The sequence below is a fragment of the Bradyrhizobium sp. USDA 4516 genome, from assembly GCF_054055915.1.
The window spans coordinates 1,081,488-1,100,637 of record NZ_JBSRXT010000001.1; the positions used below are offsets into that span (position 1 = coordinate 1,081,488).

Below are 19,150 nucleotides of genomic sequence, written 5' to 3' on the forward strand. Positions count from 1 at the left end.
CCTGAAACACCGATAAGGTGGGGATAGTTTAATTCAACGAATACATGGCCTTCGCTCAGGTTTAGCATGAGGGCCGAGATGACGACAGATGATGACGACGCGCCGATGTGCGCGCATCGTCAAGAAGGAGCGGATCGAATGGCTGGTGCAGACAGCGTCGAGAAACTGGAGGATGTGATCGTCCGTTCGGCCGAGCAGGTCGCGGGCCAGATCAAGGCCGCCAAGGAAGCGGTCTCCACCGTGATCTTCGGCCAGGAGCAGGTGATCGAAAACACCCTGGTGACGATTCTGTCGGGCGGCCACGCGCTGTTGATCGGCGTGCCCGGCCTCGCCAAGACCAAGCTGGTCGAGACCCTCGGCGTCACGCTCGGCCTCGATGCCAAGCGCATTCAGTTCACCCCCGACCTGATGCCGTCGGACATTCTCGGCGCCGAAGTGCTCGACGAGAGCTCGGCCGGCAAGCGTTCGTTCCGCTTCATCGCAGGTCCCGTGTTCGCGCAACTGCTGATGGCCGACGAGATCAACCGCGCCAGCCCGCGCACCCAGTCGGCGCTGCTGCAAGCCATGCAGGAGCAGCACATCACCATTGCCGGCGCGCGGCATGATTTGCCAAAGCCGTTCCACGTGCTCGCGACACAGAACCCGCTGGAGCAGGAAGGCACCTATCCGCTGCCCGAGGCGCAGCTCGACCGCTTCCTGATGGAAATCGACGTCGACTATCCCGATCGCGACGCCGAGCGGCGCATCCTGTTCGAAACCACCGGCGCCGAAGAGGCCGCGGCCAAGCCGTCGATGGACGCCGAGACGTTGCTCACCGCGCAACGCCTGGTGCGGCGGCTGCCGGTCGGTGATTCCGTGGTCGAGGCGATCCTGACGCTGGTCCGCGCCGCGCGTCCCGGCACCGAGGGCGGCGAGGCCGGCAAGCTGATCGCATGGGGCCCGGGTCCGCGCGCCAGCCAGGCCTTGATGCTCGCGGTGCGCGCCCGTGCATTGCTCGACGGGAGACTCGCGCCGTCGATCGACGACGTGCTCGATCTCGCCGAGCCCGTGCTCAAGCACCGCATGGCGCTGACGTTCTCGGCGCGCGCCGAGGGTCGCACCATTCCCGACGTGATCAAGCAACTGAAGACCCGGATCGGTTGATGGCCGCAGACAACAGGCACCACAACGAGGAGATCCTTGCGGTTCGACGTGCCGATGGCGAAAGCCGAACGCTCGCCGCATCGCTGCCGCGTCTGGTGCTTGAGGCCCGCCGTGTCGCTGCCAACGTCATCCATGGCCTGCACGGCCGCCGCCGCGCCGGCTCGGGCGAGAATTTCTGGCAATACCGCCGCTTCGTCTCCGGCGAGCCGTCGCAGCGCGTCGACTGGCGCCGCTCGGCACGCGACGACCATCTCTATGTCCGCGAGCAGGAGTGGGAAGCCGCGCACACGGTGTGGATCTGGCCCGACCGCTCGCCGTCGATGGCCTTTGCCTCGCGCGAGGCGCGCGACAGCAAGCTGGAGCGCGGACTGATCGTAGCCTTCGCGCTCGCCGAGTTGCTCGTTGCGGGCGGAGAACGCGTCGGCATTCCCGGCCTGCTGAATCCGACGGCAAGCCTCAACGTGATCGACAAGATGGCGGAAGCGATGTTGCACGACGAGAAGACGCGCGCGAGCCTGCCGCCGTCCTTCGTGCCGTCGTCGCTGGCCGAAGTCGTCGTGTTGTCGGATTTCTGGTCGCCAATCACAGAGATCACGACGATGCTGGCCGGGCTTTCCTCCTCCGGCGCGCACGGCACCATGATCCAGGTCGTCGATCCCGCCGAAGAGACCTTCCCCTATTCCGGGCGCGTCGAATTCGTCGAACCGGAGATCGGCAGCGTCATCACCGCGGGCCGCGCCGAGAGCTGGGCGAGCGATTATGTCGCCCGGGTCGCGCTGCATCGCGACCAGATCCGCGGCGAGACCAATCGGCTCGACTGGCTGTTCTCGACCCATACCACCAGCCGCTCCGCTGCCGAGCTGCTGTTGTTCCTGCATGCCGGCATGATGGTGAGCAAGGGCGGCGGCCGCTCAATAGTCAAGGCGGGACGCAGCGCATGATCGCAGGCCTCCCCCTCTCCTTTGCCGAACCGCTGCTGCTGCTGGGGCTGGTCAGCCTGCCGGTGCTGTGGTGGCTGTTGCGCGTGATGCCGCCGCGGCCGCGCCGGATCGAATTCCCGCCGACGCGGCTATTGTTCGACATCGCGCCGAGGGAGGAGACACCGTCGCGCACGCCATGGTGGCTGACGCTGCTGCGGCTCGCCGCCGCCGCGCTCGTCATCTTCGCAGCCGCCGGCCCGATCTGGAATCCACAGACCGGCGTTGCCGCCGGCAAATTGCCGCTGGTGATCCTGCTCGACGACGGCTGGAGCGCGGCCTCGAGCTGGGATGCGCGGATAAGGGCCGCGGACGAACTGATCGCCAACGCCGACAGCGACCGCCGCGGCGTCGCGCTGGTGCCGCTGTCCGAGCCCGCGCGCGACATCACACTGATGCCGGCCGGCGCCGCGCGCGTCGCGCTGCGCCAGCTCGCGCCGAAGCCCTACTCGGTCGATCGGGTTGAAACTCTCGGCGCGCTTGGACGTTTCCTCAAGTCGACCGGCGACTGCGACATCGCCTGGCTGTCCGACGGCGTCGACACCGGACGCGGCAGCGAATTCACCGAGGGGCTCGGCAAGGTGATCGAGAGCCGCAATCTGACGATCTATGCGGGCGGTGCGCAGTCGGCGCAGGCGCTGGTCGCGGCCGAGAACGCCGCCGCCAAGATGACGGTGAAGGTGCTGCGCACCGAGAGCGGCATCGCGGCGGGAACGGTACGCGCGGTCGACGCCAAGGGATCGCCGATCGGCGAGGCGCGCTACACATTCGGACCGCAGGATCGCGAGACCGAAGCCGCCTTCGATCTTCCGGTCGAATTGCGCAACGACATCGCACGGCTCGAAATCTCCGGCGAGCATTCGGCCGGCGCCGTGCAGCTGCTCGACCGGCGCTGGCGCCGCCGCGCCATCGGCGTGGTCTCGGGTGCGAGCAACGACACCGCGCAGCCGCTGTTGGCGTCGACCTTCTATCTCTCCCGGGCGCTGTCGCCATTCGCCGATGTCAGGCTCGGCGATCGCGGCGCGCCGCAGCAGGTGATCGGGCAATTCCTCGACCAGCGGCTGCCGATGATCGTGATGGCCGACGTCGGCACGCTATCGCCAGAGATTCGCGACCGGCTCAATGCCTGGATCGAGCAAGGCGGCGTGCTGGTGCGCTTCGCAGGTCCGCGCCTCGCCCAGGCCGATGACGACCTCGTTCCCGTCAAGCTCCGCCGCGGCGGACGCACGCTCGGCGGCAGCCTGACCTGGGAGAAGCCGCAGCACATGGCCTCGTTCGCCGCCGATGGCCCGTTCTCGGGCCTCACCGTGCCGAAGGACATCACCGTCAACCGCCAGGTGCTGGCCGAGCCCGACGCCGTGCTCTCGACCAAGAGCTGGGCCTCGCTGGAGGACGGCACGCCGCTGGTCACCGGCGAGCGTCGCGGCAAGGGCGTTGTCAGCCTGTTCCATGTCGGCGCTGACATGCGCTGGTCGGATCTGCCGATGTCCGGCACCTTCGTCGAGATGCTGCGCCGGCTGATCGACATGTCCGGCTATACCTCGAAGCCCGGCCCGGGCGTCGCCAGCGATCCCAATGCCGAGACGGTTGCGCCGCTGCGCACGCTCGACGGCTTCGGCGTCTTCGGCCCGCCGCCCTCGAGCGCCAAGCCAATGTCGGCGGACTATCGCGATCGCGGCACGGCCGACCATCCGCCCGGCTTCTACGGCACTGCCGAGAGCCCGATCGCGGTCAACACGCTCGCCTCCGCCGATCGCATCGCGCCGCTCGACACCTCGGCCCTGCGCGCGACGCGTGCGAGCTACACCAACGCCGAGCCGCGCGATTTGCGCGGCATCATGCTGTCGACGGCGCTGGCGCTGTTCCTGCTCGATGCGATCGTGGTGGCCATGCTCGGCGGCGGCCTTGCAGCGCTGATCCGGCGGCGCGCGGCACCGGCCGCGCTCGCGTTGGCCTTCATCCTTGCGACCACGATGGTGCCCTCGCCGAGCCGCGCGCAGAACGCCAGCAGCGACGACTTCGCCATCAAGGCGGTGTCGCAGACGCGGCTGGCCTACGTCGTGACCGGCAATGCCGACGTCGATTCCATCGTCAAGGCGGGGATGTCCGGACTGACGCTGTTCCTCGGACAGCGCACCGCGCTGGAAGCCGGCGATCCCGTCGGCATCGATCCCGCGCGCGACGAGCTGACGTTCTTCCCCCTGATCTACTGGCCGATCGTGCCGGGCGCGCCGAAGCCGCCGCAGGACGCCATCAACAAGATCGACGCCTACATGAAGCAGGGCGGCACGGTCATCTTCGATACCCGTGACGCCGTCGAAGCGCCGCCGGGGGACAGCGGCTCATCGCAAACGCCCGGCATGCAGACGCTGCGCGAATTGCTGTCGACCCTCGACGTGCCCGAGCTCGAGCCGGTGCCGCGCGAGCACGTGCTGACCAAGACGTTCTATCTGCTGCGCGACTTCCCCGGCCGCTTCAACTCCGGTCAGACCTGGGTCGAGGCGCTGCCGCGCGAGGACGACGACGAGGCTGCGCAGCGCCCGGCGCGCGGCGGCGACGGCGTCTCGCCGATCATCATCACGTCGAACGACCTCGCCGGCGCCTGGGCGATCCGACCCGACGGCCAGCCGATGCTGCCGCTGACGCCGGGCGAGCCGCGCCAGCGCGAATTTGCCTTCCGCGCCGGCGTCAACATCGTGATGTACACGCTGACCGGCAACTACAAGGCCGACCAGGTGCACGCGCCTGCCTTGATCGAGCGGCTGGGACAATAGAGATGCAAGTGCTTCAGCTGCCAACACCGTCATTCCGGGATGGTCCGAAGGACCAGACCCGGAATCTCGAGATTCCGGGTTCGATGCTTTCGCATCGCCCCGGAATGACGGAGTGACGTCATGAACTACGGCATCGCGTTCACACCGCTGGTTCCTTCGCTCGTGCTGTGGCTCGCGCTCGGCGCGATCGTCGTCATTGCCGTGCTGCTGCTTGTGTCGCGCGCGCGGGGCGCCGCGGTGCGGGTCGCGGCGCTGGCGCTGATCCTGCTGGCACTGGCCAATCCCTCCTTCACCCGCGAGGACCGCGAGCCGCTGTCCTCGGTCGCTGCCGTCGTGGTCGACAAGAGCCCGAGCCAGAATTTCGGCACGCGCAACCAGGAGACCGACAAGGCGCGGCAGGCGCTGGTCGACAGCCTGAAGCAGATCAAGGGCCTCGAGGTCCGCGTCGTCGAGGCCGGTCAGGCCGATGGCGAGACCGACGGAACGAAGCTGTTCGGCGCGCTGACGTCGGCGCTGTCGGACGTTCCGGTCGAGCGCGTCGCCGGCGCCTTCATGATCACCGATGGCCGCGTGCACGACATTCCCGCCAACGCCCAGGCGCTCGGCTTCCAGGCGCCGGTGCACGCGCTGATCACCGGCCGCAAGGACGAGCGCGACCGCCGCATCGCGATCACCGCCGCGCCGCGCTTCGGCATCGTCGGCCAGACCCAGACCATCACCTTCCGGCTCGACGACCAGGGCGTCACCGGCGAGCGCGCCAAGGTCACGATCCGCCGCGACGGCGAAGTGATCAACGAGCGCACGCTGACCAGCGGCCAGACCTCGAGCGTCGACATCGACATCAAGCACGCCGGGCCCAACATCGTCGAGATCGAGGCCTCACCGCTCGAGAACGAGCTGACGCCGGTCAACAACCGCGCCGTGGTCGCGATCGACGGCGTGCGCGACAAGCTGCGCGTGCTGCTGGTTTCCGGCGAGCCACATTCCGGTGAACGCACCTGGCGCAACCTCTTGAAGTCCGACCCCAGCGTCGATCTCGTGCACTTCACCATTCTGCGTCCGCCGGAGAAGCAGGACGGCACGCCGATCAACGAGCTGTCGCTGATCGCGTTTCCGACCCGCGAGCTGTTCCAGCAGAAGATCAACGAATTCCAGCTGATCATCTTCGACCGCTACGCCCGCCAGGGCGTGCTGCCGATCGCCTATTTCGACAACATCGCGCGCTATGTCCGCGCCGGCGGCGCGGTGCTGGTGTCCGCCGGTCCCGACTACGCCTCGACCACCAGCATCTGGCGCACGCCGCTGGACTCCGTGCTGCCGGCCGAACCGGTCGGCGTGACCGAGAAGCCGTTCTACGCGCATCTGAGCGATGCCGGTAAGCGCCATCCGGTGACGCGCGGGCTGGAAGGCTCGAATGCCGAGCCGCCGCATTGGAGCCGGTTCTTCCGCACCGTCGATACCCGCAACGCGATCAATCCGCCGGTCATGACCGGCGCCGACGGCAAGCCGCTGCTGCTGCTGTCGCGCTTCGGCGAAGGCCGCGTCGCGCTGCTGCTCTCGGACCACATCTGGCTGTGGGCGCGCGGCTACGAGGGCGGCGGCCCGCATCTCGATTTGTTGCGGCGGGTGTCGCACTGGCTGATGAAGCAGCCCGACCTCGACGAAGAGGCGCTGCGCATGCAGGTGCAGGGCAAGGATCTCATGGTGGTGCGCCAGACCATGGCCGACACCGTATCGCCGGTCACCGTGACGTCGCCGAGCGGCACCACGCATGAACTGACGCTCACCGCCGGCGATCCCGGCGAGTGGCGCGCGACGCTGCCCGCCAACGAGCTCGGCCTGTGGCAGGCCACCGACGGCACGCTGAAGGCGCTGATCAATGTCGGGCCGACCAACCCGAAGGAATTCTCGGAGGTCACCTCGACCACCGACATGCTGAAGCCGCTGGCGCAGGCAACCGGCGGCGACGCCCGGCGCATCGTCGACGGTTCGAGCGTCGACATGCCGCGCGTCGTGCCGGTACGCTCCTCCTCGATCTTCCGCGGCGACGGCTGGCTCGGCGTCAAGATGCGCGACGCCAGCGTCGTGAAGGGTGTCGGCGTGCTGCCGATGTTCGCCGGCCTGGTTGGCCTGCTGCTGTTGCTCGGCGCATTCGCGGCAACATGGCTGCGCGAGGGACGCTGAGTCCGGCCGGGCTCACGTCTGCGTTGCATCAAGCACACAGAGGCAATGCATCGACACGGATTGTCTGAACGCCGGTTGACATCGCGGATGCCATCCGATGTTATAATGTAACATCGGGGCGCTGGGGTGTTGACGCGCTCCCGATTGGGCGGGCGTTATCGGCATGCAGTGGTTCCGGCGACACATCAAGACTGGCTCGCGGCTGGCGCTGTTCGCGCTCGCCGTCCAGTTCATGCTGTCGTTCGGGCATTTCCATCCGATCGCGGCCGCGCAAGCGGCGCCCGCAGTTCAGACCGGGCTGTCGCTGATCGATCTCGCCTATATCGGGACCTCGGCGACGCCGGACCTCGCGGTCCAGGTGACCGGGACCGAGCCGCCCGCCAAGCAAGACAACGACCGGCATCCGGCCGACAATTGCGCAATCTGCGCCGTCATCTCGCTCGCGAGCAGCATGCTGTTCACGGCGCCGCCGGTGCTGTTGCTGCCGGAAGCCGTCGAGCTTCTGTTCCGAACCACCAATGCCGAATTCCTCCATCTGAAGTCGGCGCCTGCGGCCTTTCATTCCCGCGCCCCTCCCCTGTCCTGACATCGACTGGTTGCTGCACGCCCTGAGCGGACGGCCGCGTCACATGCGGCCTGCTCCAGCGGGGCAAATCGGGATCGATCCGTCATTTCGACGGGCCCTGGATCGGGACTTGGATCGGGACAATGACACTTCAGAAGAAACGAGCATTCCACATCGGGAGCGCGAGCTGGCTATTGCTGGGCGCAATGAGTAGCGGCCCGCTGGCCCAGGAGACGCCGACGCAACTGCCTGACGTCACCGTGACGGCGCCGAGCCCGATCCAGCGGCACCGGACTGCGCCGACGCGCACGCCGACCCGTGTTGCTCGGGCTGCGCCGAGCCGCAGCCGCGAACGCGCCGCCGCGGTACAACCGGCGCCCGCAGCGGCGGCGCCAGCACCGCAGCAGGGCGTGCTGCCCGTCGTCACCGATCAGTTCGCCACTGTCACCGTGATCCCGAACGAGGAACTGCGGCGCTCCGGCGCCGCCACGCTCGGCGATCTGCTGTTCTCGAAGCCCGGCATCACCGGTTCGAGCTTCGCCCCCGGCGCATCCAGCCGGCCGATCATCCGCGGCCTCGACGTCAACCGCGTCGGCATTGTCGAGAATGGTCTCGGCGGTGGCGGCGCCTCGGATCTTGGCGAAGATCATTTCGTGCCGATCGATCCGCTCTCGACCAATCAGATCGAGGTGGTGCGCGGCCCGGCCGCGCTGCGTTACGGCTCGACCTCGATCGGCGGCGTAGTGAGCGCCACCAACAACCGCATCCCCGATGCGATGCCGACCTGCACGGCGGCGCCGTTCCGATCCTACGGGCTGCCGGTGAAGGCGCCGCTGGCCGATGCCGGCGGCCCGGGTTGCCTCAATGTCGAGACCCGCACGTCGGTGAGCTCGGTCAATCGCGGCGTCGACGGCGGCATGCTGCTGGACGCCGGCGGCAACAATGTCGCCGTGCATGCCGACGTCTATGGCCGCACCACCAGCGACTACAGCATTCCGAGCTACCCTTATCTGTTCGTCCCGGGCCAGCCGTTCAATGGACGCCAGCCGAACTCCGCGACGCAGTCGGACGGCGCGTCAGTCGGCGCCTCCTATTTCTTCCAGGGCGGCTTTATCGGCGCGGCGATCACCCAGAACGATTCGCTCTACCACATCCCCGGTATCGACGGCGCCGATCACCAGACCCGGATCGACGCGCACCAGACCAAGATCGCGGTCAAGGGCGAGTACCGGCCCGATGCCGCGGCGATCGACGCCGTGCGGTTCTGGGTCGGCGCGACCGACTATCGCCACAACGAGATTGGCCTTGCCGATCCGGCCGATCCATTGAGCGACGGCGTGAGACAGACCTTCACCAGCAAGGAGCAGGAGGCGCGCGTCGAGGTGCAGATGATGCCGTTCAACGCGCGCTTCGCCACCGTGACCACGGCATTCGGCCTGCAGGGTGGGCACCAGGAGCTGACCGCCCCGAGTCCGGACGATCCGACCAGCCCGCTCAACGGATTATGGGACCCCAACAAGAACAACAGGGTCGCCGGTTACGTGTTCAACGAGCTGAAGTTCACCGACACCACCAAAGCACAGATTGCCGGGCGGATCGAACACGTCGATCTTTCCGGCACAACGCCGGCCTTCATTCCCCCCGTGTTCGACGTGGCCACCGACCCCGCAAGCATCGGTCCAGCGACACCGCAAAATCCCAGTTTCACACCCAAGAGCGGCAGCATCGGCTTGATCCAGAATCTGCCGTGGGATCTGGTAGCAAGCGCGACCGCCCAATACGTCGAACGCGCGCCGAAACCGGCCGAGCTCTTCTCGCGCGGCCCACACGATGCGACCGCCACGTTCGACATCGGCAATCCCAATCTCGGCATCGAAACCGCAAAATCGATCGAGATCGGACTACGGCGGGCGACCGGACCGCTGCGGTTCGAACTCACCGGCTACTACACCAGGTTCGACGGCTTCATATTCCGCCGGCTGACGGGCAACACGTGTGACGAGAGCGCGTGCCAGCTCGGCCCCGGCCTCGAACTGAACCAGGCGCGCTACTCGCAGCGCGACGCGATCTTCCGCGGCGCCGAGTTCCAGAGCCAGCTCGACATCGGCCCGCTCAACGGCGGCATCTGGGGCATCGAGAACCAGTTCGACGTGGTGCGCGCGACCTTCACCGACGGCACCAACGTGCCGCGGATTCCACCGGTGCGGCTTGGCGGCGGCTTCTATTGGCGCGACAGCAACTGGCTGACCCGCATCAATCTGGTGCACGCCTTCGCGCAGAACGACATCGCTGTCATCGGCGAGACCCCGACCGCGGGCTACAATCTCCTCAACGCGGAGATCACCTACAACACCAAGCTCGCTTCGTCATGGATCGGCGCACGCGAGATGACGCTTGGTCTGGTCGGCAACAACCTGCTCAACCAGAACATCCGCAACTCCGTTTCTTATACCAAGGACGAGGTGCTGATGCCGGGCCTCGGCATACGGGCGTTCGCCAATCTGAAGTTCTGAGCCAAGGTCATCCCTCTGCCGCCAGCGGCAGAGGGATTTATCGCGTAGCCCGGATGGAGCGCAGCGCAATCCGGGAGACTGCTCCCGCGGTGAGACTGATCCCGGATTTCGCTTCGCTTCATCGGGGCTACGAGCGTCTCTGAGGGGAGCCGCGTAACCTGCTCGGTCTGGACGATCAGTGGCCGACGACGACTTCGCTGATCTGGATCACCGGCTGCAGATCGGTGTAGTTCGGGATATCGCCCATGATCTCCTGGGCGTGCTTGCCCATGCCGGCCGCGAAGGCCTCAACCGAGTCGCAGAAGATGTGGCACATTCCGACATAGGTTGCGGGTTGCCCCGGTGCGCCGCCGGCGAGACCCTTGTCGACGGTGTAGTATTTGCACGCGTCGCCGAGGCGCGCCTTCACCAGCGGCATGTGCTTGTCGCGATAATAGTCGTGATCAAAGCGTGCGCCTGGATTGTTCGGATACATCACACTGACTTTGATCATGGCGCGCACTCTCCCTGTTGATATGACATGCGCCGGTCTTGTCCCGGCGCTTGCCTCAACTGTGCTTCAGTTTCCGATGGTGCGCAACCGTTCCGGCACCGCTCGCGCGGATGTCAGATCGCCTTGCTCCAGTCCGGCAGGATTGGCCCGGACACGCCCTCGGCCGCGCCGTCGACCAGTTCCATGACAAGCAGGCGACTGTAATCGACCGGGCCGGGCATGGTCATCCGCCCCTTCGGGACCGGCTTGAAGCCGACCCGCGCGTAGTACGGCTCGTCGCCGACCAGCACGATCAGCCGATGGCCCTTGGCGCGGGCGTCGTTGATCGCACGCTCGAGCAGCGCACGGCCGACGCCGCGGCTGCGGAACGGCGGCTCGACCGTCAACGGCCCAAGCATCAGGGCCGGCGTATCGCCGATCGTGACCGGCAGCTGGCGCACCGAGCCGACCAGCAGCGTGCCGATCCGCGCCGTGAAGGAGACATCGAGCAAATGATCGACATGCTCGCGCAGCCGGTAGGCACTGAGCACGAAGCGGCCAGGCCCGAAGGTGCGCTCGTGCAGACGCTCGATCGCCTGGGCGTCTTTCGGGGTCTCGGGCAGGATGGTCAGGGACAATTCGGTCATTGTGGGGCGCGGGATAGCATCTGGCGCGGGCGCGGTCCATCACCGCCATGTCGCCGTCGGCGGCTTGCCCTCGAGCACCTCCGCGATCCGCAGCCTCGTGCCCGGGGTGGTCTCGTCAGGCAGATCAGCCGGATCGAAGAAGCCGCAGGCCACGATCTCGCGATTCGGCTCCGGCAGGCGGTCCTGCCGGTAGTTCCTGACGACGTAGACCGCGACATGATCGCGCGGCGAGACGTGGCTGTTGTGGAAGATGCCGTGCAGCACCGGCTCGCCCTTGAGCTCGATCCGCCCCTCCTCCTCCAATTCGCGCCGCAGCGACTCGATAAAACTTTCGCCGACCTCGACCCCGCCGCCAGGCAGATACCAGCCATGGACGTAGCTGTGCTTGACCAGGAACACCCTGTTGTCGGCATCGAGCACGACGGCACGGACCCCGAGCGTCATGCTGCGGACGAGCCGCCAGTAGAAATGAAACACCCATCTGATCTGCGGCTCGTAGCGCTTGCGTAAATCGAGCAGGACCGTCACTGAACCCTCGACATCATGGTGTTTGATCCGTGCTTTGATCCTTGCGCGCCTGCGCAGCTCTTGCCAATACAGGGCAGGACGTTCGGGATAGCACGACATGACCCGCTGCCGGCCACTTTTCGCGGACAATCCGAAGGGAATCGCATGATGGCGGCGTTCCGCCTCGCGCATCTGTCGGACCCGCATCTGCCGCCGCTGCCGGTGGCGCGGCTGCGCGATCTCGCCGGCAAGCGCGCCTTCGGCTATCTGAACTGGACGCGCAACCGTCACAAATATCACCGCCGCGACGTGCTCGACGCGCTGGTGTCGGACATGCAGGCGCAGCAGCCGGACCACATTGCCGTGACCGGCGACCTGGTCAATCTGGCACTGGATGCCGAGTTCAATCCGGCCCGGCAATGGCTGGAGGGGGTAGGTTCGCCTGCCGACGTCACCGTGGTCCCCGGCAACCACGACGCCTATGTGCGCGCGACCCGGCATCGCTTCGTCAGTCACTTCGGCGACTATCTGCGCGGCGACGCCGACGGCGCGGCAACGCATTTTCCGTTCGTGCGCCGCCGCGGGCCGCTGGCGCTGATCGGCGTCTCCTCGGCGGTGCCGACCCCGCCGCTGATGGCGACCGGCTGGCTCGGCCATCCTCAGCTCGATGCGCTCGATGCGATTCTCGCGCAGCTGTCGCGGGAGGACGCCTTCCGCGTCCTCCTGGTGCATCACCCGCTGCACTCCGACGGCCGCGCCAAGCGGCTGACCGATTCGCATCAACTGCTGGCGCTGCTCAGGCGCCACGGCGTCGAGCTGGTGCTGCATGGCCACGACCACATCCATTCGACGATGTGGTTCGACGGCCCGGAGCGGAAGATCCCGGCGATCGGCGTGCCGTCGGCATCGGCGCTGGCGCGCAAGCACTATCCGGCGGCGGCCTACAATTTGTTCACGATCGAGCGTGACGGCAATGCGTGGCGCTGCGAGCAGACCGTGCGCGGGCTCGGCGAGCACGTCGGCATTCGCGAATTGAAGCAAGCACGACTTTCCTAATCGCCGCCCGCGCCGCCGCCACACCCACCGCCGCAGCCGCCTCCGCTGTCGCCGCCACCACCACCGCCGTCACCGCCATCGCCGCCGCCACTCCCGTCGCTGCCGGCATCGCCAAAGCCGGCTGACGATCCGTCGATCGAGGAGTCGGAGAAATCGCCGCAGCAATAGGGACTGCTGCCACCGATGCCGCTGCGGCGCAGCGCCTCGCAGTCGGTGTGATAGATGAAGCCGTTCGCGATGTTCAGCTTGGCGTCGAGCGCGAACAGCAGCGGCAGCCGGGTCGGCCTGACCGGATCGATGTTCTCGTATTTGCAGCAGTACCACCAGACCCGGCGCAGCCCCTCATTGCTCCTGCGCCGCTCCTTCACCAGGACGACCACGGGGGTGTGATGCAGGAAGCCGCCGAAGGCGCGGCGGCAGAACGCGTCGTATTCGCGGGTGTAGAGGATGAATTCGTGCCAGAGGTCGTCGGCCGCTTGCGAGGGCATCGAGACGTAACGCTTGCCGCTCATCAGATAGGCGAGGAAGAACTGCCGCAGGCCGCGCGAGACCAGCGCGCTGTCCTTGCGGGTGAAGCCGGGGTGACGCTTCTCGAGCCGCGCCAACAGGCCCGCCGGCCAGTGAAAGGTGCGGATGTATTCGGCACGCCGCAACGTTTGCCACTTGCCGAACAGCACGGCGCTGCCGACCACCGCGGCCGCCGCCAGGACGCCGAAAAATGCCGAGGCGGGTGTTATGACCACGATGCCCCGCCCCTTGAGCGGCTAGAAGTTTTGCAAGCTCGCATACAGCGCGAGACCGAACAGCGCGAGCGCGCCCATCACGAAGCCGAACACGAACATGCCGATCCCGCCGCGGCGCCTCGGCGGCGTCACCGGCACGGGCGGCGGCGCCGGCGGCTCGGCAACCGGAAGCGGCGTTGCCACCATCGCATGCTCGCGCTCGATCAGGCGGCGCGCGACATAATCGGTGACGGCATCGACGATCGCGGCCACGTCATGCGATTCGGCGAGCACGATGCGGCCGAACCTCGTGTCCTGCACGAAGCGGTAGATCCGCTTGTCGCGCCCCATCAGCACATGCGCGACGACGTCGATCCACAGCCGCGGCGTCTCGCCCTGGCTGATGCCGCGGTCGAACAGATCGACCTTGTCCGGCACCTGCGCGAACAGCGGATCGAGCGCATCGTTGAGGATCTCGAGCCGCGCCACCTCGGCGTCGCGCAACTCGACGACGACACCGGTGCGATCGGCCGCCTCGATCCGCGCCCGTCGCAACGCCTCTCGCAGCGTCGGCCGCATCTCGCGCGCCTCGCTGCCGGTGTTCTGCGGATCGGACATGCCTTGCGGTCTCGTGGTGACGGGTTTCCTGCGCATTAACCTATCAGCAACCAAGATGTCCGCAAAGGGCGTTGGTTCCCAAGCACTTAGGCCGCCACTTATCCCCAGATCAAAGACCTGACGCTGTCCCAAAAGCGGTCGACCCCACCCGGATGAACCGGATGGGGCCGCCGTCCTTGGACGTTTTCTTAGCTCTGAAATTCTGGCGCTCAGGCCGAAACCCGCGACGGCTCCTCGACGATGGAGAAGCGCACGCCGGCCTTGTGGCGACTCTCTTCCGAAACTTCCTTCCAGCACTCTTCGGCTTCCTTGCGGGTCTTGAACGGACCGCGGACCTGGGCCGAGCCTTCGACGAGCTTGTGGAAGTTCATCGACCCGAACTCTCCGCCGATCACCCAGAAATTGCTGCCCTTGCTCATCGTCAGTCTCCTTCAAAAAATCGGGCTGCCTTTGCCCAGCCGCCTGCACCTTGATCTCCGCAATCTGCTCATATCGACATTCTTGACAGAGTATTGCGAATTGCGTGTCAGGAGATAAACGCGAAAACGCGAAGGTCGTACAGATGCCTTGTTTTTTATTGGTGATGTCATGTAACATCTGAACTTGTAATAAATGTCGATTTGTAAATTTTGTCACAAAATAGGTCAGGAAGCCTGCCATGCCCGCCGGTTTTTCTTCTCCCTCTCCCCGTTCTTACGGGGAGAGGATTGGGGTGAGGGGCTGTCTCCGCAGCGAGACTCGCGGAGGGTCCCCCTCACCCGGATCGCATCTAGCGATGCGATCCGGCCTCTCCCCGCGCGCGGGGCGAGGCGGTCAGAATTTGCTGCGGCAAGCGAGACCAACCCGTGCCCGGTGAATCCGGAAAGAAGCTGTTCGTCGGTCCGCGCTTCCGGCGGATCCGCCAGCAATTGGGGCTGTCGCAGACCCAGATCGCCGAGGGGCTCGGCATCTCGCCCTCCTACATCAACCTGATCGAGCGCAACCAGCGCCCGGTGACGGCGCAGATCCTGCTGCGGCTGGCCGAGACCTACGACCTCGACTTGCGCGACCTCGCCACCGCCGACGAGGACCGCTTCTTCGCGGAACTCAACGAGATCTTCTCCGATCCCCTGTTCCGCCAGATCGACCTGCCGAAGCAGGAGCTGCGCGACCTCGCCGAGCTCTGCCCCGGCGTGACGCACGCGCTGCAGCGGCTCTACGCCGCCTACACCGAGGCGCGCCGCGGGGAGACTCTGGTGGCGGCGCAGATGGCCGACCGCGAAGGCTCGCAATTCGACGCCAATCCGATCGAGCGGGTGCGTGACCTGATCGAGGCCAACCGCAACTATTTTCCGGAGCTCGAGACCGCCGCGGAGAATTTGCGCGACGAGCTCAACGTGCCGACCGAAGGCCTGTTCACGGCGCTGACCACGCGCCTCCGCGAAAAACATTCGATTCTGACCCGCATGATGCCGGTCGACGTGATGCGCGAGACGCTGCGCCGTTTCGATCGGCACCGCCGGCAGCTCTTGATCTCCGAACTCGTCGACAGCTCCGGCCGCAGCTTCCAGCTTGCGCTGCAGATCGGCTTTGTCGAGTGCGGCGCCGCGATCGACACCATCGTCAACCGCGCCGGCCCGCTCGACGACACCGCGCGCCGGCTCTACCGCATCACGCTCGCCAATTACTTCGCAGCCGCCGCGATGATGCCTTATCAGGCGTTTCATTCCGCAGCCGAAGCCTTGAGCTACGACGTCCATGTGCTGGCGCAGCGCTTCAACGCCGGCTTCGAGCAGGTCTGCCACCGCCTCACCACGCTGCAACGGCCGAACGCGCGCGGCGTGCCGTTCTTCCTGCTCCGCGTCGACAATGCCGGCAACGTGTCGAAGCGGTTCTCCTCGGGCACCTTTCCGTTCTCCAAGTTCGGCGGCACCTGCCCGCTCTGGAACGTGCACTCGACCTTCGACATGCCGGACCGCCTGCTCAGCCAGGTGATCGAATTGCCGGACGGCACGCGCTACTTCTCGATCGCGCAGATGGTGCGCCGGCCGGTGGCGCCCTACCCGCAGCCGCAGCCGCGCTTTGCGATCGGGCTCGGCTGCGAGATCCGGCATGCGGCCAAGCTCGTCTATGCCACCGGCATGGATCTGGAAAAGGTCGAGGGTACCCCGATCGGCGTCAACTGCCGGCTTTGCGAGCGCGAGAATTGCAGCCAGCGCGCCGAGCCACCGATCACACGCACCCTGATCCTGGACGAGACCACGCGGCGCGTGTCCTCGTTCGCGTTCTCGAATGCGCGGGAGTTGTGAGCCAAGGATCAATCCACCGATCAATCCACCGCGGCAAAGGCCTTGCACCAGCCGTCCTTGCTGATCGCACCTTCGACCACCTTGCAGCCATCGGGTGCGACGAACGGCGTGCACATCTCCTGCACGAGGCGCTGGTCCGGCGCGGGGGCCGCCGAAAACGGAGGAGGATTCGACCGAGGACGACGTGGGCTAAAGCATGATCCGGAAAAGTGCGAAGCGGCTTTCCCTCGCGACAACGCGTTTGCGCGAATCACACACCAAACTAAAGCGCGATGACGATTCGACCCAGCGCGTGTACTCGACGCGACTAATCCGTTGACGTCGTGACCTGACCGCAGGTTCACCCAATGAAAACGGCGGGAGGAACTTTCGGTTCCGCTGCGAGTCATATTTGTGACGCGATGTGGCCTGGACCGCCAACGGAGAGACCGAGGGAGAGATCATGTCAAAGTCCCGCCTTGGAATGGCTGCGGCCGGCGTTGCAATTGGCGTTCTGGGAGCGCTGCCGAGCGCGGCCGAGGCGGGTTTCCGCCTGCGCGTTGGCGGCCCCGTGAGTGTCGCGCGCTTCGCGATGGCCGGCGTGCTGTCGGTCGCGGGTCTCCGCCACGCACGCATGGCGGCGCGCCACAGCCGCGTCCGCATGGCTGCTCTAAGACCGCAAGATCTTCGCCCCGCCGCCGAGTCGATCGGCCCGAGTGAGCGCGCGCAGCTCACTGCCGTCGCCGCGCTGGCCGGCTGGCAGGGCGGCCGAGCTGCGCAAGGCTGGTGGCAGCACTCCGACGGTTCATACGGCTGGGTCGGTCCGCTCTTCTGGCCGTTTGCCTACAGCGATCTCTATGACTACGCGCTTCTCAATGATGGCAGCGGCTTCTGGGCCTATGGCTACGGCGATCTCTACGCCGCGATCTTCTCGCCTTACGCTGCGAGCGATCTCTCAGCGTTTGCGGCCGAGCGCCCCGCCGGGAGGCGGCATCGCAAAGCGCCCTCGGTGCAGGAATTCTGTGGCGGCGACACCGCCGAGACGACCGGCCTTCCCCTCGAGCGGATCGGCCTGGCGGTCGCGGCGAACGAGGCGCAGCGCGCAGCCTTCGACGAGCTCGCGAGCGCCTGGATTTCCGCCGGCAACACCATCCGCGCTTCCTGTACAGCACAGACCGCAACCACCGCGCTGGAGCGATTCGCGGCCATGCAGAGCCGCGTCAACGCGATGCTGAGCGCAGTTGCGACCGTTATGCCGCCATTTCAAAAATTCTACGATCTCCTAAGCGATGAACAGAAGGCCCAGCTCAACACGCCCGAACGCGACCGCCGCGCTAACGCTGCGGCCGCGAAGCTGAAGGAGATGCAGGACGCCGCCTGCCAGGCGAGCCGTGAACCGCAAGACGAGCAACAGGCCGAAAAGCAATACCGCCAGCTCGTCGCCCAGCAATGGCCCCTCGACGACATCGTCGCCAGCCTGAAACTGAACGGTACGCAACGCGCCGCGCTCGAAGTGGTGCAGGATACCACGATGGGCACCATGGAAGCCTTAAACCCATGCCCGCCAAAGGACGCGCTCACCCCGCCGGCCCGCCTTAAGGCCGCGAAGGCGCGGTTGGAAGCGATGAGAGAGGCGATCATCAGCGTGAACGACGCGGTCGACGATTTCCGTTGGAACCTGAGTGACGAGCAGAAGACGCAGTTCGAGGGGCTCGGTCTGAAGAAGCGGGGGGTGTGATTTTTCCATCCCCAAGCGGCGCTGGTCGGCCAAGGCGATACTTCGCATCCCCTGTCGCATTTGCTAGTCGTCCGCTAAGAAGAGCTGGACATGCGAGCATGCGTTATAGGGGCGGGCTCTAAGTAGTTCGGTCGCGCGACCGAGACGCCGTTCAACATGAACTTTGAGGCCCGCCCGTAGTCAACTGAACTTCTTTGGATGTTGCTTATTGGCCCAAGGCCGACATACGGCGATGTCGGCCTCAACGTCAGCTTCCGAGATCAAAGCGGACGCGAAGAATTCATGAGTACACGCCCTGATCTCATCGCGCCTTAGCGCGTACTGCGCTCGTCTTGCTGAAGCGGAGGCCGAGCGAGGCGGCGGACGTCATGCGACGGCACAACCGGCCGGGGCTGTGGCCGGCATGCACGTAGCCAGGACATCCGCCTGAGCTAGTGCCCATCCGTTGACGCCCCGGATCAGCGGCGCGCAACGGCCCTCGCCTCCGCGCGGGACGCCAGCAAGCGCCGCCGCGCGAGAGTGACACCGGCCATCAGATCAATCTGCGCCGTTTTGGATCGCTCGGCCTGCTAGCCACCGGGCGGCGTGTAGGCGGCCTTGAGCTTGGTCGCGTGCTGACGCACCACCTTGATCTCGTCCTGGGTAAAGAGCCGGACCAGCCGCACGTTCTGCATGGCGCCGGCCGCAACCACCACGCCGCTGACCGCAGGCGCGAAGCTCGGATCCGGCACGTCGAAGATCACCATCACGCCGGGGCCATCGGTCGCCGTGCTGTACATCGAAATCAGTTTCCCGCCGGCGGCCTCAATCAACTTCTTCGCGGCCTCGTATCGATTCGTCGTCGGGTTTTCCATGATGTTGTTCAGGGAACGCGGGGTGTATTCACCAGAGAAGCAGAAATGCATGGCAATCGCTCCGTTTGGTTGGAATGAAAAAAACATTCACCCAGGCGCGCGGCCCGGGCAGA

General features: G+C 66.3%; 16 protein-coding genes. 9 read left to right on the forward strand and 7 right to left on the reverse strand.

Going from position 1 to position 19,150, the window contains the following annotated elements; all coding sequences use genetic code 11:
- Nucleotides 1–138: 138 nt before the first annotated feature.
- The 6 genes from ACVI1L_RS05130 (at nucleotide 139) to ACVI1L_RS05155 (ending at nucleotide 10,156) form a co-directional block, all read left to right on the forward strand.
- Nucleotides 139–1,143, forward strand: coding sequence for an AAA family ATPase (locus ACVI1L_RS05130; protein ID WP_038386028.1), 1,005 nt, complete (start codon nucleotides 139–141; stop codon nucleotides 1,141–1,143).
- Entirely contained in the window at nucleotides 1,143–2,084 is a 942-nt protein-coding gene (locus ACVI1L_RS05135; RefSeq protein WP_076830268.1) for a DUF58 domain-containing protein, read from the forward strand. Before ACVI1L_RS05130 ends, ACVI1L_RS05135 begins: the two co-directional genes overlap by 1 nt.
- Nucleotides 2,084–4,894, forward strand: a complete 2,811-nt coding sequence (locus ACVI1L_RS05140) for a DUF4159 domain-containing protein (RefSeq protein WP_456785509.1) — start codon at nucleotides 2,084–2,086, stop codon at nucleotides 4,892–4,894. The genes ACVI1L_RS05135 and ACVI1L_RS05140 overlap by 1 nt, the downstream gene beginning before the upstream one ends.
- 120 nt (nucleotides 4,895–5,014) lie before the next feature.
- The gene (locus tag ACVI1L_RS05145; protein ID WP_057016977.1) at nucleotides 5,015–7,078 is read left to right on the forward strand and encodes a hypothetical protein; all 2,064 of its coding nucleotides are present in this window, start codon (nucleotides 5,015–5,017) and stop codon (nucleotides 7,076–7,078) included.
- Between the two features lie 163 nt (nucleotides 7,079–7,241).
- Nucleotides 7,242–7,664, forward strand: a complete 423-nt coding sequence (locus tag ACVI1L_RS05150; RefSeq protein ID WP_168855849.1) for a DUF2946 family protein — start codon at nucleotides 7,242–7,244, stop codon at nucleotides 7,662–7,664.
- Nucleotides 7,665–7,786: 122 nt separating this feature from the next.
- Nucleotides 7,787–10,156 carry a TonB-dependent receptor gene (locus ACVI1L_RS05155; protein ID WP_456782434.1) on the forward strand — a complete coding sequence of 790 codons (2,370 nt, stop codon included), beginning with the start codon at nucleotides 7,787–7,789 and terminating at the stop codon, nucleotides 10,154–10,156.
- A gap of 175 nt (nucleotides 10,157–10,331) precedes the next feature.
- On the opposite strand, the gene ACVI1L_RS05160 is transcribed toward ACVI1L_RS05155, so the two are convergent.
- From ACVI1L_RS05160 to ACVI1L_RS05170, 3 genes are all read right to left on the reverse strand, one after another.
- On the reverse strand, nucleotides 10,332–10,649 hold the full coding sequence (locus tag ACVI1L_RS05160) for an EthD family reductase (RefSeq protein WP_016839733.1): 318 nt from the start codon (nucleotides 10,647–10,649) through the stop codon (nucleotides 10,332–10,334).
- 113 nt (nucleotides 10,650–10,762) lie between these two features.
- Nucleotides 10,763–11,275: a GNAT family N-acetyltransferase gene (locus tag ACVI1L_RS05165; protein ID WP_057016974.1), complete on the reverse strand. Its 513-nt coding sequence runs from the start codon at nucleotides 11,273–11,275 to the stop codon at nucleotides 10,763–10,765.
- Between the two features lie 39 nt (nucleotides 11,276–11,314).
- Nucleotides 11,315–11,803, reverse strand: coding sequence for an NUDIX domain-containing protein (locus ACVI1L_RS05170; protein ID WP_016839736.1), 489 nt, complete (start codon nucleotides 11,801–11,803; stop codon nucleotides 11,315–11,317).
- Between the two features lie 147 nt (nucleotides 11,804–11,950).
- Between ACVI1L_RS05170 and ACVI1L_RS05175 the strand changes: the two genes are divergently transcribed.
- Complete coding sequence (locus ACVI1L_RS05175) at nucleotides 11,951–12,838, forward strand: metallophosphoesterase family protein (protein ID WP_456782435.1); 888 nt, start codon at nucleotides 11,951–11,953, stop codon at nucleotides 12,836–12,838.
- On the opposite strand, the gene ACVI1L_RS05180 is transcribed toward ACVI1L_RS05175, so the two are convergent.
- The 3 genes from ACVI1L_RS05180 to ACVI1L_RS05190 all read right to left on the reverse strand — a co-directional run bounded on the left by ACVI1L_RS05180 (nucleotide 12,835) and on the right by ACVI1L_RS05190 (nucleotide 14,597).
- Nucleotides 12,835–13,581, reverse strand: coding sequence for a glycine-rich domain-containing protein (locus ACVI1L_RS05180; protein WP_456782436.1), 747 nt, complete (start codon nucleotides 13,579–13,581; stop codon nucleotides 12,835–12,837). The genes ACVI1L_RS05175 and ACVI1L_RS05180 overlap by 4 nt on opposite strands.
- Nucleotides 13,582–13,602: 21 nt before the next feature.
- Complete coding sequence (locus ACVI1L_RS05185; protein ID WP_076826141.1) at nucleotides 13,603–14,178, reverse strand: hypothetical protein; 576 nt, start codon at nucleotides 14,176–14,178, stop codon at nucleotides 13,603–13,605.
- Between the two features lie 209 nt (nucleotides 14,179–14,387).
- On the reverse strand, nucleotides 14,388–14,597 hold the full coding sequence (locus tag ACVI1L_RS05190; RefSeq protein WP_016839740.1) for a DUF4170 domain-containing protein: 210 nt from the start codon (nucleotides 14,595–14,597) through the stop codon (nucleotides 14,388–14,390).
- Nucleotides 14,598–15,023: 426 nt separating this feature from the next.
- Between ACVI1L_RS05190 and ACVI1L_RS05195 the strand changes: the two genes are divergently transcribed.
- The gene (locus tag ACVI1L_RS05195) at nucleotides 15,024–16,466 is read left to right on the forward strand and encodes a helix-turn-helix domain-containing protein (RefSeq protein WP_456782437.1); all 1,443 of its coding nucleotides are present in this window, start codon (nucleotides 15,024–15,026) and stop codon (nucleotides 16,464–16,466) included.
- Between the two features lie 463 nt (nucleotides 16,467–16,929).
- A complete protein-coding gene (locus ACVI1L_RS05200) occupies nucleotides 16,930–18,183 on the forward strand; it encodes a Spy/CpxP family protein refolding chaperone (RefSeq protein ID WP_456785510.1) in 1,254 nt (417 codons plus the stop codon).
- Between the two features lie 569 nt (nucleotides 18,184–18,752).
- Here the strand turns inward: ACVI1L_RS05200 and ACVI1L_RS05205 are convergent.
- Nucleotides 18,753–19,088 (reverse strand): GYD domain-containing protein, encoded by a 336-nt coding sequence (locus ACVI1L_RS05205; RefSeq protein WP_057016969.1) that lies wholly within the window; start codon nucleotides 19,086–19,088, stop codon nucleotides 18,753–18,755.
- Nucleotides 19,089–19,150 lie beyond the last annotated feature (62 nt).

Excerpts from the sequence above, each read along its gene's own strand:
- ACVI1L_RS05130 (WP_038386028.1), top strand. The coding sequence starts at position 139 with ATGGCTGGTGCAGACAGCGTCGAGAAACTGGAGGATGTGATCGTCCGT.
- ACVI1L_RS05135 (WP_076830268.1), top strand. The coding sequence starts at position 1,143 with ATGGCCGCAGACAACAGGCACCACAACGAGGAGATCCTTGCGGTTCGA.
- ACVI1L_RS05145 (WP_057016977.1), top strand. The coding sequence starts at position 5,015 with ATGAACTACGGCATCGCGTTCACACCGCTGGTTCCTTCGCTCGTGCTG.
- ACVI1L_RS05150 (WP_168855849.1), top strand. The coding sequence starts at position 7,242 with ATGCAGTGGTTCCGGCGACACATCAAGACTGGCTCGCGGCTGGCGCTG.
- ACVI1L_RS05155 (WP_456782434.1), top strand. The coding sequence starts at position 7,787 with ATGACACTTCAGAAGAAACGAGCATTCCACATCGGGAGCGCGAGCTGG.
- ACVI1L_RS05160 (WP_016839733.1), bottom strand. The coding sequence starts at position 10,649 with ATGATCAAAGTCAGTGTGATGTATCCGAACAATCCAGGCGCACGCTTT.
- ACVI1L_RS05165 (WP_057016974.1), bottom strand. The coding sequence starts at position 11,275 with ATGACCGAATTGTCCCTGACCATCCTGCCCGAGACCCCGAAAGACGCC.
- ACVI1L_RS05175 (WP_456782435.1), top strand. The coding sequence starts at position 11,951 with ATGGCGGCGTTCCGCCTCGCGCATCTGTCGGACCCGCATCTGCCGCCG.
- ACVI1L_RS05185 (WP_076826141.1), bottom strand. The coding sequence starts at position 14,178 with ATGTCCGATCCGCAGAACACCGGCAGCGAGGCGCGCGAGATGCGGCCG.
- ACVI1L_RS05190 (WP_016839740.1), bottom strand. The coding sequence starts at position 14,597 with ATGAGCAAGGGCAGCAATTTCTGGGTGATCGGCGGAGAGTTCGGGTCG.
- ACVI1L_RS05200 (WP_456785510.1), top strand. The coding sequence starts at position 16,930 with ATGGCTGCGGCCGGCGTTGCAATTGGCGTTCTGGGAGCGCTGCCGAGC.
- ACVI1L_RS05205 (WP_057016969.1), bottom strand. The coding sequence starts at position 19,088 with ATGCATTTCTGCTTCTCTGGTGAATACACCCCGCGTTCCCTGAACAAC.